This is a genomic window from Pelotomaculum sp. FP (assembly GCF_004369245.1).
Classification (GTDB): Bacteria; Bacillota; Desulfotomaculia; order Desulfotomaculales; family Pelotomaculaceae; genus Pelotomaculum_C; species Pelotomaculum_C schinkii.
Genome location: NZ_QFGB01000002.1, coordinates 1 through 16,126 on the forward strand (window position 1 = coordinate 1; position 16,126 = coordinate 16,126).

Annotated in this window: 13 protein-coding genes; 2 read left to right on the forward strand and 11 right to left on the reverse strand. The window is 54.2% G+C overall.

Annotation, left to right across the window (positions count from 1 at the left end):
• The 4 genes from Psfp_RS00820 to uvrC form a co-directional block, all read right to left on the reverse strand.
• Positions 1 to 664, reverse strand: a 664-nt coding sequence (locus Psfp_RS00820; RefSeq protein WP_134216658.1) for an ROK family protein, incomplete at its 3' end; no start/stop codon positions are given.
• Between the two features lie 272 nt (positions 665 to 936).
• Positions 937 to 1,752, reverse strand: a complete 816-nt coding sequence (locus Psfp_RS00825; protein ID WP_134216659.1) for a Cof-type HAD-IIB family hydrolase — start codon at positions 1,750 to 1,752, stop codon at positions 937 to 939.
• Between the two features lie 61 nt (positions 1,753 to 1,813).
• Positions 1,814 to 2,584 (reverse strand): transposase, encoded by a 771-nt coding sequence (locus Psfp_RS00830; RefSeq protein ID WP_134216660.1) that lies wholly within the window; start codon positions 2,582 to 2,584, stop codon positions 1,814 to 1,816.
• A gap of 135 nt (positions 2,585 to 2,719) precedes the next feature.
• On the reverse strand, positions 2,720 to 4,573 hold the full coding sequence (gene uvrC, locus Psfp_RS00835) for an excinuclease ABC subunit UvrC (protein ID WP_134216661.1): 1,854 nt from the start codon (positions 4,571 to 4,573) through the stop codon (positions 2,720 to 2,722).
• A gap of 109 nt (positions 4,574 to 4,682) precedes the next feature.
• Between uvrC and Psfp_RS22420 the strand changes: the two genes are divergently transcribed.
• Entirely contained in the window at positions 4,683 to 4,808 is a 126-nt protein-coding gene (locus tag Psfp_RS22420; protein WP_282434312.1) for a hypothetical protein, read from the forward strand.
• An 86-nt stretch (positions 4,809 to 4,894) separates the two neighbouring features.
• On the opposite strand, the gene uvrA is transcribed toward Psfp_RS22420, so the two are convergent.
• The 4 genes from uvrA to Psfp_RS00855 all read right to left on the reverse strand — a co-directional run bounded on the left by uvrA (position 4,895) and on the right by Psfp_RS00855 (position 13,129).
• Positions 4,895 to 7,783, reverse strand: coding sequence for an excinuclease ABC subunit UvrA (gene uvrA, locus Psfp_RS00840; RefSeq protein ID WP_134216662.1), 2,889 nt, complete (start codon positions 7,781 to 7,783; stop codon positions 4,895 to 4,897).
• 158 nt (positions 7,784 to 7,941) lie between these two features.
• Positions 7,942 to 9,969, reverse strand: a complete 2,028-nt coding sequence (gene uvrB, locus Psfp_RS00845) for an excinuclease ABC subunit UvrB (protein WP_134216663.1) — start codon at positions 9,967 to 9,969, stop codon at positions 7,942 to 7,944.
• A 175-nt stretch (positions 9,970 to 10,144) separates the two neighbouring features.
• A complete protein-coding gene (locus Psfp_RS00850) occupies positions 10,145 to 11,524 on the reverse strand; it encodes an ArsB/NhaD family transporter (protein WP_134216664.1) in 1,380 nt (459 codons plus the stop codon).
• A gap of 117 nt (positions 11,525 to 11,641) precedes the next feature.
• Complete coding sequence (locus Psfp_RS00855) at positions 11,642 to 13,129, reverse strand: substrate-binding domain-containing protein (RefSeq protein WP_192895218.1); 1,488 nt, start codon at positions 13,127 to 13,129, stop codon at positions 11,642 to 11,644.
• Positions 13,130 to 13,290: 161 nt separating this feature from the next.
• Between Psfp_RS00855 and Psfp_RS00860 the strand changes: the two genes are divergently transcribed.
• Positions 13,291 to 13,629 carry a DUF2508 family protein gene (locus tag Psfp_RS00860; protein WP_134216666.1) on the forward strand — a complete coding sequence of 113 codons (339 nt, stop codon included), beginning with the start codon at positions 13,291 to 13,293 and terminating at the stop codon, positions 13,627 to 13,629.
• Between the two features lie 103 nt (positions 13,630 to 13,732).
• On the opposite strand, the gene Psfp_RS00865 is transcribed toward Psfp_RS00860, so the two are convergent.
• The 3 genes from Psfp_RS00865 to Psfp_RS00875 all read right to left on the reverse strand — a co-directional run bounded on the left by Psfp_RS00865 (position 13,733) and on the right by Psfp_RS00875 (position 16,025).
• Positions 13,733 to 14,341, reverse strand: a complete 609-nt coding sequence (locus Psfp_RS00865; RefSeq protein WP_134216667.1) for a uracil-DNA glycosylase — start codon at positions 14,339 to 14,341, stop codon at positions 13,733 to 13,735.
• 80 nt (positions 14,342 to 14,421) lie between these two features.
• Positions 14,422 to 14,613 carry a CooT family nickel-binding protein gene (locus Psfp_RS00870; protein ID WP_134216668.1) on the reverse strand — a complete coding sequence of 64 codons (192 nt, stop codon included), beginning with the start codon at positions 14,611 to 14,613 and terminating at the stop codon, positions 14,422 to 14,424.
• Positions 14,614 to 14,762: 149 nt separating this feature from the next.
• The gene (locus tag Psfp_RS00875; RefSeq protein ID WP_243120420.1) at positions 14,763 to 16,025 is read right to left on the reverse strand and encodes a PDZ domain-containing protein; all 1,263 of its coding nucleotides are present in this window, start codon (positions 16,023 to 16,025) and stop codon (positions 14,763 to 14,765) included.
• Positions 16,026 to 16,126: the final 101 nt, after the last annotated feature.

Below are 16,126 nucleotides of genomic sequence, written 5' to 3' on the forward strand. Positions count from 1 at the left end.
CGGTGATGCCGGCAGCATCTCCACCTGCCGCTGCCAGGATTTGGGCGCCCCTGCCGCAGGCAGCCAGCTCCCTGGCGTCCCGGGCAATAGCAGTACCGGAAGCCAGCGCCTCCAGGCAGCCTCTGTTACCGCAGCCGCACAGAGGCCCGTCGGGGAAAACGGTCATGTGGCCGATCTCTCCGGCCACGTCCGCAAAACCACGGTAGAGCCTGCCGCCAAAGATCAGTCCCCCGCCAATGCCGGTGCTGACTGTTATGTAAACCATGTTATCCTCCCCCCGTCCGGCGCCGTAGACATGCTCTCCCAGCGCGGCCAGGTTGGCGTCGTTGTCCAGCAATACCGGTATGGAAAGCTGCCGCTCCAAAACCTGGCGGATTGGCAGATCATGCCAGGCCAGGTTTGGTGCGAAGTGGATGATGCCCTTACAGCTATCAAGCGGGCCGGGAGCGCCCAGGGCCAGGGCCGGCACTTGTTCAGGCTTCACCCCGGCTTTCTTACGGACTTGTTCGACGCTTTGGACGATCTGAGCGACCACATGCTGCTGCCCTTTGGCGGCTTCGGTGGGGATTTTTTGTTCAGCAAGCACGTGACCCTCTCTATTGGCCAGCGCGGTCAGGATTTTCGTCCCACCCAGGTCGACACCGATGACAAACTGCTCGGGCACTTCGGCCCCCCCTCGCTAATTGCAGTTAGTTGACCATGCCGCTGTTGCGACGCCGGCAGAGTATGAAAACAAATTCGCACCAACATCTTAGCCCCCATATGCGACGATCACAGGTTAGCTGCCCACGCTGCCAGCGGCGCCGCGTATTATGGATATACGAGGTGCGATTTTAATCGCACACGCGCGCCGGCGCCGTACTTGTGTGGCCAATGTAACTTTTGTGCGAATGAATTCGCACCTGCATTTTCAGGTTAGTTTTCCCTTGAGCCAGTTCAATCATGTACGGGGCTATTCAGGACATACTTTTCAAGAGCTTCCACGACACCATCACCGTATGATTGGGAGGTTACATAATCAGCGATCAGCTTGACATCATCCCGGGCGTTGGCCACGGCTACCCCCACTCCGGCATATTGCAGCATCTCTATATCGTTATAGCTATCTCCTATGGCCATGACCTCTTCTTTTGGCACGCCAAAATAGCGGGCCAGGTACGCCAGGGCGTCCCCTTTAGTCGCCTGGATATGGGAAAATTCCAAGTATCCCGGCAGTGATTTGGACAGGTGCACCTTCCCCTGGTAGGTTGGAGCCAATACGGCCAGCAACTGGGTTACCTGCTGCTCTTCAGCAATGACCACCAGCTTGGTCGGGTCATCATGGAAGTACTCGTTAAAATCGCCCACTACCACCATTTCCACGCCATTGTTGGCGGCGTAGCGACGTCCCAACTCATCGTCCCTTTCGACCAGCAACCGGTCCTCCAGGTAACCGTTCATATGGTAGCCCAGCTGGTGTACCCGGGTGATCAGTTCCCTGGCATAAACCTGCGGCAGCGGGCGGTAGCGCAGGACCTCATCGGATAATGAATTCTTCACCAGCGCCCCCTGGTAGGTGATGAGGGGCAGTTCAATATCCAGTTGACGGGCAAAATGTGCCGCCGCAGAGAACATGCGGCCCGTGGAAACAGTGAAATGAACACCCGCCGCGCGCACTGCCGCAACAGCGTCTTTAACCCGGCGGGTGATGATTCTGTCCCTGGATAATATGGTATCATCCAGGTCTGCTGCAATAAGTTTAATTTTTGTCATAAGCCCTCCCACCGGAAGCAAAGGGAAGCAAGGGGACGGTTCTTTTGCTTCCTTTTTTGCTTTAAACTTTAAATAGTAAATTATCGGATACTCCTAATATCCTTGCAGCCTGTCTCTGTGAGACTCCCTTGATTCTCTTCACCGCTCTGATTATTTCTTTTCTGTCTTTTTTGGGGAGATCCTGTACTTTATCCAAACCCCGTCCAACAACTATTTTCATAATCTCATGTTTTGCTTCTTCATCAGTCATCCTTTTGTTTTCTTCATCCAAACAGGCATCCTCATTAACTTGCTCGTTATACTCCTTGAACCTGCTTACTGCTATTGATTCATCCTCAGAAAACATACCGAGAATCATTTCCCTATCTGCAAAATCCACCTGATAATCACATTCTCCGTAGTATACCCCGCAACTACTCCATGGCCAATCCTTAGAATCCTTCACTAGCCCTGCTTTAACTGGGTTTTGGTGTATATAGCGGATAACCGTTAGCAAATACTCGTCTGTTTCTACCTTCTCACTCCTGTAACGATCTTGAAATAAGTGCCCCGTGCGCTTGTACTTACCATTGTAATACCAAACAAAGCCTACGCCTATCCTTTTCATGGAGATAGATATATCTTCTTTTCCTTCTCCCAAAAGTAGGTGGATATGATTTTCCATCAGACACCAACCATAAACCTTTATTTGACTCTCTCTTTTATTGCGCTTCAATATATTAATAAACTTTTCCCTATCTCCATCATCATGGAATATCTTCTGTTTGTTGATACCCCGCAGCATGACATGATAAATCCCGGTTTTACTCTTGTCTCTTGCTTGTCGAGGCATGTACAACCCTCCCCTCATTGTTTGTATTATTTTACCACATTACAACATATGAGGGGAGATAAGGAAACAATCATAGCTCCTTCCCCTTGCCTCCTTAGCAAAAAAAGGAAGCAAAAGAACCGTCCCTCTGCTTCGTTAGTGGTGGAAGAAGTCGTAGACGGCGCGGGCGGCTTTTCTGTTCATGCCCTCCACAGCGGCCAGCTGCTCCGGTGTCGCCTCTTCAATGTCGGCCAGTGAGCCAAAGGCCTTCAAGAGCGCCCGGCGGCGCACCTCGCCGATACCTTCCACCTCGTCCAGCAAAGACTTGAGTCCCGCCTTGCCGCGCAGGTTGCGGTGGTAGGTCACGGCGAAGCGGTGGGCTTCGTCGCGCAGGCGCTGCACCAGGTGGAGAGATGGGGACTCTTTTGGCAGAACAACGGGGTCGGGCGCCCCTTCGATAAAGAGCAGTTCCTCCTGTTTGGCCAGGCCGCAGGCAGGGATATGGGCAAAGCCCAGTTCTCGCATCACATGGCGGGCCGCCGAAAGCTGCCCCTTGCCCCCGTCCACAATAACCAGATCCGGCAGGCGGTGGAATTTTGCCTCCTTGCTGGACATTTGACCGGTGTTCAGCAGTTCCCGTTCCTCCCTGGCCCTGGTAAAGCGCCTGCGCAGAGCCTCCTGCATCGAAGCGAAGTCATCCGGTCCCTCCACCGTACTGATTTTAAAGCGGCGGTACTGGTCTTTGGCCGGTCTGCCGCCTTCGAGGACTGCCATTGACGCCACGCTTGCACGGCCCTGGGTGTTGGAGATGTCATAACACTCCAGGCGCTGCGGCGGTTGTTCCAGGCCCAGCGCCGCGGCCAGTCCGGCCAACGCCGCTTTCGTGTCGTCGCGGCGCGCGGCTTCCTCCGAGTGAATCTGATCCAGGGTGAGAACAGCGTTTTTGGCCACCATCTCCACCAGCTTCTTCTTCTCACCGCGCCTGGGGGTTTTCAGGTGAACCCTGGCGCCCCGTTTTCCGGTTAGCCACTTTTCAATAACGCCCGCCTCTTCTTTTAACTCTTCCGCCAGGAGGATTTCCCCCGGGATGATATCAACAGAACTGTAATACTGCTTGATAAAGGCGCCTGTTACATCCGCCCGGCTCAAGCCTTCCGTTCCTTTCAACATGAAATGTTCGCGCCCGATAAGCTTGCCGCCCCGTATAAAAAAAACCATCACGCAGGTCTCGTCCCGGACGCCGGCCATAGCGACCACATCACGGTCCTCAAATCCTCCTGAGATGATCTTTTGCTTTTCAACTACTTCGCGTACAGCCTGAATCTGGTCCCGCAGGCGGGCAGCCTTTTCAAACTCAAGCTTCCGGGCTGCCTCCTCCATCCTGGTCAGCAGACTCTTCAAGAGGTCTTCCTGCCTTCCCTCCAGGAACATGCAGACCTCCTGGATCATGGCGCGGTATTTTTCCCTGTCCACCAGCCCGCAGCAGGGTCCCAGGCAGCGGCTGATGTGCTGGTTCAGGCATGGCCGCTGCCTGGGGGGTGGTTCCTTTTGATTGCAGGCACGGAAGGGGAATAGCTTTTTCAGCAGGCGCAATGTCTCATTGACGGCGCCCACCCTGGTATAGGGCCCGAAATACCTGGAACCGTCCTTGACATGGCGCCGGGTAATCATGACCCTGGGAAAGTCTTCCCCCAGGGTTACCTTGAGGTAAGGGTAGCTTTTGTCGTCCTTGAGCAGGATGTTGTAGTGGGGGCGATACTCCTTGATCAGGTTTTGCTCCAGGATTAAGGCCTCAACTTCCGAATCGGTCACAATGAAATCCAGGTCGGCGATTTTCTCCACCATCACACGGGTTTTGGGAGGATGGCTGGCGCCTGTCTGGAAATAGGAGCGGACCCTGTTTTTTAGGGAAACGGCCTTGCCCACGTATATAATTTTCCCCTCGGCGTTCCGGTAAAGATAGACACCGGGCCTGGCTGGAAGGTTTTTCAGCTTTTCTTCAATCTGCATGTTTAATCACCATTGTACACATAGCTGAATATACAACTAGGATGACCCAAAAGTAGACGAAATCCAAAATTGCACAAACAATTTTATGGCAGCCCTTAGCTGTTTTTTCATGTGGTTATTATCAGTTGCCCACGCCGCTATCCCGGCGCCAGGTATCATGAAAACACCAGCCGAGGTAGGCGCCATTTCAATCGCACAACGGCGCGCCAGCGCCGAACTTGGGCATCTAAGGTAGCCTTTGTGCGAATGAATTCGCACCTGCATTTTTCAAGCGCTTTGTGTATATTTTCAGGGCACAAGCACAGCTAAGACGCCATTCCTCTAACTACCCGTTCTTTGGATCGCTTCAACAAAGACACCGGCCTCTTTTTCCCACAGCTCCATACCCTGCCGGGCGCCTTTTTCCAAAACCTTTTTCAAATACTGCCCCGTATATGAGCCGGGCACAGCCGCTATCTGCTCCGGCGTGCCGGTGGCGATTACCTGTCCGCCTTTATCCCCGCCCTCCGGCCCCAGGTCGATGATATAATCGGCGGTCTTGATCACATCCAGGTTGTGCTCGATTACCACCACCGTGTCGCCCGCCTCAACCAGCCGGTGCAAAACCTTAAGCAGCTTGTCGATATCGGCGGTATGCAGCCCAGTGGTGGGCTCGTCGAGGATATAAAAGGTCTTGCCGTTCGAACGCCTGGAAAGCTCGGTGGCCAGTTTCACCCGCTGGGCCTCGCCGCCGGAAAGAGTTGTAGCCGGCTGGCCCAGGCGGATGTAGCCCAGCCCGACGTCCTGCAGGGTCTTCAGCTTGCGGTGGATCTTGGGGATATGACGAAAGAACTCGACCGCCTGCTCCACAGTCATGTCCAGCACATCCGCGATGTTGCTGCCCTTATAGCGGACCTCCAGCGTCTCCCGGTTGTAGCGCAGACCTTTGCAGACCTCGCAGGGGACGTACACATCCGGCAGGAAGTGCATTTCGATCTTGATAATGCCGTCCCCCTGGCAGGCTTCACAGCGGCCTCCCTTGACATTGAAGCTGAAGCGGCCAAGCTTGTAGCCACGCATCTTCGCTTCCGGGGTCTGTGAAAATAGGTCTCGGATATCATTAAACACACCGGTGTAGGTGGCCGGGTTGGAACGTGGTGTGCGCCCGATGGGGGATTGGTTGACGTCAATAACCTTGTCCAGAAACTCGATACCCCGTACAGCCCGGCAGCTGCCGGGCTGGGTCCTGGCCCCGTGCAGTTCCTGGGATAGCTTGCGGTATAATATATCGTTGACCAGGGTGCTTTTACCCGACCCGGATACCCCTGTTACACAGGTGAAGACCCCCAGAGGAAAAGCCACATCAATACGCTTCAAGTTGTTTTCCACGGCGCCCAGCGCCTCCACCGCCTTGCCATTGGGCCTGCGGCGGATAGACGGCACCGGGATGAATTTCTTGCCGCTTAAGTACTGGCCGGTAATAGAATCCGGGTTATCCGAAATCTCACGGTAATTGCCCGCTGCTACCACCCGTCCGCCATGCACGCCTGCCCCAGGTCCGATATCGATGATATGATCGGCGGCGAGCATGGTATCCTCGTCGTGCTCGACCACGATCAAGGTGTTGCCCAGATCCCGCAGCCGCTCCAGCGTCTGCAGCAGGCGGTGGTTATCCCGCTGGTGCAGCCCGATGCTGGGCTCATCCAAAATGTACAGCACTCCCATCAGGCCGGAGCCGATCTGGGTAGCCAGCCGGATACGCTGGGCCTCGCCCCCTGATAGCGTCCCCGCCGCCCGGTCTAAAGTCAGGTAGTCCAGCCCTACGTTGACCAGGAACCCCAGTCGCTCGTTAATTTCCTTTAAAATCTGCCTGGCGATGAGCTGTTCACGGCTGGACAGCTCCAGCCCTTCGAAAAAAGACAAAGCTTCCACAACGGATAAGCGCGTCACAGCCGTGATAGACCGGTCGCCAATTTTAACTGCCAGGGCTTCCGGCTTGAGCCTCGCCCCCTGACAGGCGGGACAGGGCTTGCTGCTCATATACATTTCAAGATCTTCCCGCTGGCTCTCGGAAGAGGTTTCCTTGTAACGCCTGGCCAGGTTGTTTATGACGCCCTCAAAGGGCACGTACATCTCGTGCCGGCGGTTGTATATTTCACTCTCCAGGACAAAATGAAACTTCTTGCCGCCCGTCCCGTATAAAATAACGTCCAGGTGCTCGGGAGCGAGCTCTGCCACGGGAGTATCAAGGCTAAAGCCATAGTACCCGGCCAATCCTTCAAGGAATTGGTAGTAGTATCCCCCCTTGTTCATCCCCCCGATAGCCCCGCCGGCTATTGACCGGCGACGATCCGGTATAACCAGGTCCGGGTCAATTTCTTTTTTAATCCCCAGTCCGGTGCACTCCGGGCAGGCCCCGTAGGGGCTGTTAAAGGAGAACAGGCGGGGTGTGATCTCAGTGATGCTGATACCGCAGTCAACGCAGGCAAAGTTTTGGCTGAAGGTGATTTCTTCCCCTTCCAGCGCCGCCATGGCCACACCGTCACCCTGCTTTAAGGCCGTCTCCAGTGAGTCGGCCAGCCTCCTTTCAGAGCCTGGGCGCAGGATGACGCGGTCCACCACCACCTCGATGGTGTGCTTTTTGTTCTTGTCCAAACTGATTTCTTCAAAGGCGTCCAGCACCTCGCCGTCCACCCGGACCCGGGCAAACCCGTTGCGGCGGATCTCCTCCAGGATTTTGGCGTGCTCGCCCTTCTTGCCCCGTACCACCGGCGCCAGGATCTGCAGCCTGGTACCTTCTGGCCGGGAGGCCAGAAGGTCCACCATCTGTTCCACGGCCTGCCGGGTGATTGGCTTGCCGCATTTGGGACAGTGCGGCCGTCCCACCCTGGCAAAAAGCAGGCGCAGGTAGTCGTAAATCTCGGTAACCGTACCGACGGTGGAACGCGGGTTATGGCTGGTTGTTTTCTGGTCGATGGAAATGGCGGGAGAGAGTCCCTCAATGTAGTCCACATCGGGCTTGTCCATCTGCCCCAAGAACTGGCGGGCGTAAGAGGACAAAGACTCCACATAGCGCCTCTGGCCCTCGGCGTAGATGGTGTCAAAGGCCAGGGAGGACTTGCCCGAACCGGACAGCCCGGTAATGACCACCAGCTTGTCACGGGGGATTTCAACATCAATATTTTTAAGGTTGTGGGCGCGGGCGCCCTTGACTAAAATCTTGTCCAACATAAATACTCCTCAGTCATTTGTAGATATTTTAAGTTGTCGCAGTCCGTAGGTCACAAAGCAAGTAAATTTTTTGTCGTAGGTCGTAAGGCGGGAAGCAGGGGGACGGTTCTTTTGCTTCCAAATTTGGAAGCAAAAGAACCGTCCCCCTGCTTCCTAATCTAGCTTGGCTCTTCCGCCCCGGGAATTCCCGGGCCAAGCCCGTGCTCGCCCCTCAGTTGGAGGCGCAGCTCAATGATCATGTCCCTGAGCTGGGCCGCCCGTTCGAAGGCCAGCTCGCGGGCCGCCTCCCTCATCTCTTTTTCCAGTGAGGCTATGTGCTGCTTCAACTTGGCCTTGGTCATTTTTTTACCTGTAGAAGCGACTTCATAAACAGCCTTGGGTTCTGCGGCACGGGTGGCCTCGATCACCTCACGCACCGATTTGCGGACTGTCTCAGGCGTTATCCCATGCTTTCGGTTGTACTCCATTTGGATCTTGCGGCGGCGTTCGGTCTCATCTATCGCCCTCTGCATGGAATCCGTAATTTGATCGGCATACATGATCACCCTGCCGTCAACATTACGGGCCGCCCGGCCGATGGTCTGCACCAGGGAACGCTCGGAGCGAAGGAAGCCTTCCTTGTCGGCGTCCAGTATAGCCACCAGGCTGACCTCAGGCAGATCCAGGCCTTCCCTTAACAGATTTATACCCACCAGCACATCAAAGGTCCCCAGGCGCAAGTCCCGTAAGATTTCCATGCGCTCAATCGTTTTGATATCCGAGTGCAGGTAGCGGACTTTGACCGCCACCTCACGGAAGTAATCAGTGAGGTCTTCTGCCATCTTCTTGGTCAGAGTAGTCACGAGCACTCTTTCCCCACGGCTGACCCTTAAACGGATTTCACCTAAAAGGTCGTCGATCTGGCCGCGTGTGGGGCGGACGCTGACAGCGGGATCGACCAGGCCGGTGGGCCGGATAATCTGCTCCACCACCTGGCTGCTGTGCTTTTGCTCGTAGGGGCCGGGGGTGGCCGAGGTGTAAATAACCTGTTTGATCCGCTCCGCAAATTCCGGAAAGGTCAGCGGCCGGTTGTCAAACGCCGAGGGCAGCCGGAAACCGTACTCCACCAGCGTCTGCTTGCGGGAACGGTCACCCTCGTACATACCGCCCACCTGGGGTACTGCCACATGAGACTCGTCAACGAACAAGATAAAGTCATCCGGAAAATAATCCAGCAGCGTATAGGGCGGCTGGCCGGGCTGCCGCCCCGTGAGGTGGCGGGAATAGTTTTCAATCCCGCTGCAAAAACCCATTTCCCGCATCATTTCCATATCGTAGTTGGTCCGCTGCTCCAGTCGCTGGGCCTCTAAAAGTTTTCCTTCGGCGTTAAGTTCAGCCAGTCGCTCCGCCAGTTCGGCCTCAATAGATGCAAGCGCCCGCTCCATTTTTTCACGGGAGGTGGCGTAATGGCTGGCCGGAAAGATTGAGACGTGGCTGCGCCTGCCCAGGATTTCCCCGGTCAACACGTCGAACTCCAGCATCCTTTCCACCGTATCGCCGTTAAAATCCACTCTGATCGCTCTTTCGGTGTTGGAAACCGGAAAGATCTCGACGACGTCGCCCCTTACCCGGAACTTACCCCTGGTAAAGTTGATGTCATTGCGATCATACTGGATACTCACCAGCTTGCGCAGTACAGCGTCCCGGTCGTAGTTCTCCCCCTGGCGCAGGGAAAGCACCAGGGTACTGTACTCCTCCGGGTCACCCAAACCGTATATACAGGATACGCTGGCCACAATAATGACGTCCCGGCGCTCAAAAAGGGCGCAGGTGGCGGAGTGGCGCAGCTTGTCGATTTCGTCGTTGATGGAGGAGTCCTTCTCAATATAAGTGTCCGTGTGGGCGATATATGCCTCCGGCTGGTAGTAGTCATAATAGCTGACAAAGTACTCAACCGCGTTGTCGGGAAAAAACTCCTTAAACTCGCCGCACAGCTGAGCGGCCAGGGTTTTATTTGGCGCCAGCACCAGCGCCGGCCGCTGCACGGCCTGGATCACATTGGCCATGGTAAAGGTTTTACCCGTACCGGTGGCGCCCAGGAGCACCTGACCCCGGTAATCCTTAGTCAAGCCTTCCACCAGGGCGGCGATAGCCTCCGGCTGATCGCCCCGGGGGGTGTATTCCGATTTCAGTTGAAAAGCTCGCATAGCTTGACCTTTCTGGAAAGACATTAATACTAATAGTATATCATAAAGGCAAAGAGACCAAAAGTATGTTTGGTCTTGAGCAAGGATCCTGGATTTAAGATAAAACACTCATTGAAAAAAAACCTGCGCATCACATGGTAACCTGATAGCGGCACGTGGAACTACCAGGACTCACTTAGCGATGAAAGCGTTTTTCCGCTTTCCCTTGAATTACTTTAAAAAGCAAGTACAGGACCGCAGCTGTACCCAGACTGCCGGCAATAGCGGCCAGGCGGTTATTGTACCAAATCAGCAGATAGCCCGTGGAGATTACAATGGACATCAGCATCAGAGGGAAGGCTATTTTCATAAAACCCAGAAAACTGATATGGTGTCCTTTTCTTTCAGCGATACCAACCACTATTAAGTTGGCGGAGGCCCCAACAATCGTTCCGTTACCCCCCAGGCAGGCCCCAAGGGCCAGGGACCACCAGAGGAAGTTGATGTCGGTGATGCCACCCAGGCGGCTCATTTCCTGCAATAGAGGAATCATAGTGGCCACAAAGGGAATGTTGTCCACAAAGGAGGACGCTATGGCGGAAAGCCAGAGAATCAATATACCGGTGGGCAAAAGGCTGCCGCTGGTCACATCCAGGGTCCATTTGGCCATCGCCTGGATAATCCCCACCTCTTCCAGCGCCCCTACCACCACAAACAGGCCGATAAAGAAGAATATTACCGGCCACTCCACAGACTGCAGAGCATGCTCCGGGTCTTCCCGGGTCAGCAAAAGCAACAGGCTGGCGCCGGACAGGGCAATCACAGCAGATTCCAGGTGAATAAACTGGTGCAGTACGAAGCCGAGGATGGTCAGGGCGAGCACCAGCAGACATTTTCGCAGCAGCGCCGGATCCTTGATCTCATCCTGTTCATCCAGATCCATTAATTGGGCCTTTAAATCCGGCCGTACTGTTAGTTGCCGGCCATAAATCAAGCGAATAATAAAAAAAGTGATAAGATAAATTACTGCTACTACTGGAGCCAGATTGATTACAAAGTCCATGAAGCCAAGCCGTGTGGCGCTGCCAATCATAATGTTCGGAGGGTCCCCGATTAAAGTAGCAGTACCACCAATATTGGAAGCGATAATCTCTGAAATCAAGAATGGCAGGGGGCTGATTTTCAGCATGCCGGCAATAACCAGTGTCACCGGCGCAATCAGCAGGACGGTGGTAACATTATCCAACAAGGCCGATAAAATGGCGGTAACCAAGGCTAATGCTGCAATCAACCTCACAGGTTCTCCCCCCGCCCCTTTAGCGGCCTTAATGGATAGGAATTCAAAAACACCTGTGTTTCTGGTGATGCCGACGATAAGCATCATCCCCACCAGCAGCCCGATGGTATTGTAATCGACGGCATGCGCCGCCGCTTCAAACTTAATTACCCCCAACAGCAACAGCAGTCCCGCTCCGATAAAGGCCGCCACCATGCGGTGGATCTTTTCGGATACGATTACCACATAAGTGGCAATAAACACTACAGCTGCAACTATTACCTGATACTGTTCAGACACTAGAATGTACCCCTTAAGTTAGTTTGTCATTTATGAATAATGGATAAACAAAAAACGAGTACGGTTCATAAAACCATACCCGCCCCAGGCGCCTTTTTTTGTTTAAATAAACAAACCTTAACTTCCGCCCCCACCGGAACCTGACTGGCCTCCGCCGCCGTTTTGACCGCCGCCTGCTTGGGCGCCTGTTCCGTCGACGGTTTCAATTTTTTTGATTTCCCCATTAATTTGCATCTCAACTGTCTTTCCATCCTGGGTGGTTACCCGCAGGGTTGTTGTGCGTCCGCTTGGCCCTTGCTGCCCTTGCTGCCCTTGCTGTTGCTGTCCCTGTTGCTGTCCCTGTTGTTGTCCCTGTTGTTGTCCCTGTTGTTGTCCTTGCTGCTGTCCCTGCTGTTGACCACCTTGCTGCCCCTGCTGTCCCTCCTGGCCTGTCAGTTTGCCCCAGCGCTGCTCCAGCAGGTATGACTCGTCCTTTGTCACCAAACGCACCGGGGTAATCTTGGCAGGCACGTCAAAATCTCCGTTCTTGACCTGTTTCTCATACTGCCAGTGCCCGGTGGTGGCCAGGCCTACCGCGGCGTCGAAAGCATGCTGAGCCATGACCTCGGGCATGAGGTCCACCTCTGCTTTGTGGTCACCCGCCGCCAGCGCGCGGGAGGCCTGCTGGTCGGCGCCCACGCCCACGGTAATTACCCGCTGGCTCAAACCCCTGCTTTTCAACATCTCGGCGGCGGCGGCAGCCATCTTGCCGTCGGTGGCTAACACAGCGTCAATTTGGTTGTTGCTGCTCACCAGCGCCTGGTCAAGGGTTGCCGTTGCAAGCTGCGGATCGCCGCCATCGTGGTTTTTAGCCAGGACCACCCTTACTTGAGCCTGGCCATTGAGGTTAGCAAGTACCGAGGAGGCTATTTCCTTCGATGTCTGGTCGTTTTTATCTCCCATGAGCAGGACAGTATTCATCGGTGTTGATTTACCTTGTGCCGCTGCCAGGAGGTAGCGTGCTTCAAGCTCCCCGGCCCTGGCGTGGTCTGAAGCAATATAGCCGTCTACAGGGGAATTTGTTGGGAGTGTCTCAAAAGCAATCACCTTGATATTGGACTGGGCCAGCTTGCGCACAAGCCTGGGAGCCGCCGCCGGATCAACCGCCTGGAGGATGACAGCCTTAATATTCTGGCCGGCCAGTTGGTCCAGGTCTTTTTCTTGCTGTATGGGGTCGTTCCTGGCATCCAACCAGGTGATGCTGATCTTTTGCTGACCGCCGCCTTGATTCCCCTGGGCGCCTCCACCTTGGGTCTGGACCGGTACTACATCCTGCTCGTTCTTGCTGCTTTGTGTGCTCTGCTGTCCACTTTGCTGACCGTTTTGCCCGCCCTGCTGATCGGTCTGACCCGTACGCCCGTTCATGGTCTTCTTTATAATCTGATTGCCATCCCTCTCCATGCTGGCCAGGCTTACCGCTATCTTGATTTCCTGGCCGCCGCCGTTACTGGCCGGCTTTCTCTGCGCCTCCTTTTTGCCACACGCGTGAAGAAAAGGGATGATGGCCATGATGATAAGAATTAAAATTAATTTTCTTTTACCGCCACTATGTGAAGAACTTTCCAAACCAATCACCCCATTGTTTTTCTTGCTGATATTATGCTTAAAATGCTGTCTAAATATTGAATGAATGGTCGGATGAAATATATGGGAATTATTGTATATTACTGTAGAAGGCCCTTCTATTTCCATCTAGTAAAAAATATAATATAGGGGAGGTGATTGGGATGAATTTAATGTCAATCTTAAAAACAATACCTATAACAGAAATGTCCCGCATAAGGGAAATAATGGTGGAAAAGACATCGACACTTCAACTGGACGCCGCCGTGCAAAACGCTCGTGAGGAATGGCGGCAGGCCTTAAAGGAACTGGACTACATCGATGGAGACCTGGCCGAATATGCCATTTTTAAAATCAACGCAGCTGAGCGGCGCTATATCGCCCTGCTGAACCAGGCCAGAAAAGAGGGCATTACTGCATGGCCGGATACAGAGTTTTCTCCTGTCCAGGAAATTTGTGAAGGAATCTGTTCTACTGAGATAAAAAATGCTACGGCTTTGTAGCTGGTGGCATTGGGACCGCAAGGAAAAAATAACCTCCTGATACAAGGCTTTAACCGCAACCTTTTTTGTACCGGGAGGTTAAAATTAATTTTATTTGTAAAATCTAGGATTCCGCGAGTCTCAGGAATTCGTCCCTTACTTTCTGGAAATCTTCCCATACCGGACGCTTCTTGCCGGAATCCCGCAGGAGGGCGGAAGGGTGAAAGGTAGGCATGATTTTAATGCCGCTTTTACTCACCAGCCACTGACCTCGCATTGGTGTAATGCTGGTGTCCGGATCAACCAGGTTCCGCAAAGCGCTGTTTCCTAAAAGGACAATAATACCGGGGGAAACCAGCTCAATCTGCCGGTAGAGCCAGGGCAGGCAAGCTTGCGCCTCTTCCGGCCGCGGCGCCCTGTTGCCGGGCGGACGACATTTAACCACATTGGCTATATAGGTATGGGCAAACCTTTCCAGGCTGATGGCTTCCAGGATTTTATCAAGCAGCTGGCCCGCCCTACCCACAAAAGGCCGCCCTAGCCGGTCTTCATCCGCCCCGGGTCCCTCACCGATCAGCATTAAGCGCGCATTCGGATTTCCCTCTCCGAAAACTACCCTGGAACAGCCGTCCCGCAGTGCGCAGCGAGCGCATCGCACGGTCAGGTCTTTTAGTTCAGCTAAACTATTAATTTCGCTCAAGTTGTGGTCCGGGCGGTAAATTACCGGGTTCATCGTCGCTTCTTCCACCCTTTCCCAAATAAAAACCACGGCGCCGGCAAAACCCGGTATTCCGTGGAATTAAAGTCCGCCTGTTATGCCCGCTCCAGGATGATCTTGTGGTCTACCAGAGCCAGCTCCACGATCTTGGCCTTGATCATTTTCCTTTTGCCAAAGATATCCTCCAGCATCAGGCCATCTTCGTGGGGAAGTACACGGTCAACCATCTCCAGGAACAGTTCATCTTCTTCGCCCTGCTTTCTCAGGTAAGCATTCGCCTCGCACATCAAAGCACACCTCCCTTGAAAAAAACCACCAAGGTATATCCCAGGTGGGACAGAGCCTTCGTGGCTTTGTTTTTCAACCTGATGTCAACCCTGTCCAGGCCTCCTTGGCCTGCCTCTGTGATGATTATATCCCCATCTTTTTAAATGTGTCAACTTCTAATTTTACCCCACCATTGCTGCAGCCACCGCCCCAACGGCCCGGTCGTCATCATTTCGACGTACTGGTCCTCATCCTCCCCTGGTACCGGAAGCAGACCCCAGTTCAACCCCTGAACGGGCGGCCGGATGGTGGCCCGCCGGGGTTCTCTTGACGTGTGGCTGAAGTAATCTACCGTTACGGGGCAAAATGTCCCTTTCAGGCGCTGGAATAAAGCGTCGCGGCCAGCCACCGTTTCGCCGTTCAAAGCCAGGATTACATCTCCGGAACGCAAACCCGCCTGCCAGGCGGCCCCCCCGGGTTGCACGTCAAGCAGCCTGACTCCCTTTTCAGGCGGCACGTACAAGGGGGGCTTCACGATTTCAATCCTCCGGCCGGCAAAAATAACCGCCTCGTGGCCCAAAAATGAGAATACTGCCGCAGCCAGCGCCAATGTCTCACTATGCTGGGCCAGTACCGCCAAGACCAGCAGGGTCAGGCTGTAGGCGCCAAGAAATAGAGCGGTGAGACGGCTTTTTTCCTGAGGGCTCCTGGCCGTGGCGATGTCACCGTAACCAAGGCCCGCCACCACAGGCAGCAGCGCATAGATCAGGTCCTGAGGATTGCCTGGCACACCCGTCTTGAGCAGCGGCCACCATTCCGGCATATTGATACCGTTTTCTACCGTGCCGCCGGTCACAACCGCCAGTACAACTATAGGAATAGGCCAGAATTTTTGCAGCGTAAACCCACCGGTAACCTTACCGCCATGCCCTTTGATGTATGCCGGAACCGCCCCCAGGTGCCCGCTGGCCAGGATTAAAAAACTCTCCACCATATGCAGCACGGCAACCAGGGCTATAATCTGCGGCACGTTAATATCAGGAAAACCCAGGGTCAGGTTGGACAGCGCCAACACCCCGCCGGCGTAGGAAAAGCACAAAAACCGCATATTGATCAGCATCAACAAAATTGCCACCGGCCACAGGTAAATCAGCCCGGATTCGGAAAGCGTCAGGCCAATTACAACCATCACTATGCTGCCGGCCAACCCCCCCAGCAGCCCAAAGCCGGCGGCAACCAGGGTACTGGGGAAGATCCGCCCGGCGCCCCGCCCGAAAAAGCTTTCCCGTACTTTTTCCATACGTCTGTACTGAACGGCGATTAAGACCATTACCACCAGGAAAATAGATAAAAACTGCGGGTCCATAAAGGCGCCGAGAAAAGCTTGCAGGATTAGCGGGATTATCAGCAGGAAGGGAAACAACTCCTTCACCTCATCCAAGCTCAGGCAAAAATATTCAACCCTGAAAATAAGTGCTCCTAAATTTATCACAAGCAGCGAGTACTGACTTCAGGTCATGTTAAAAAGCCGCG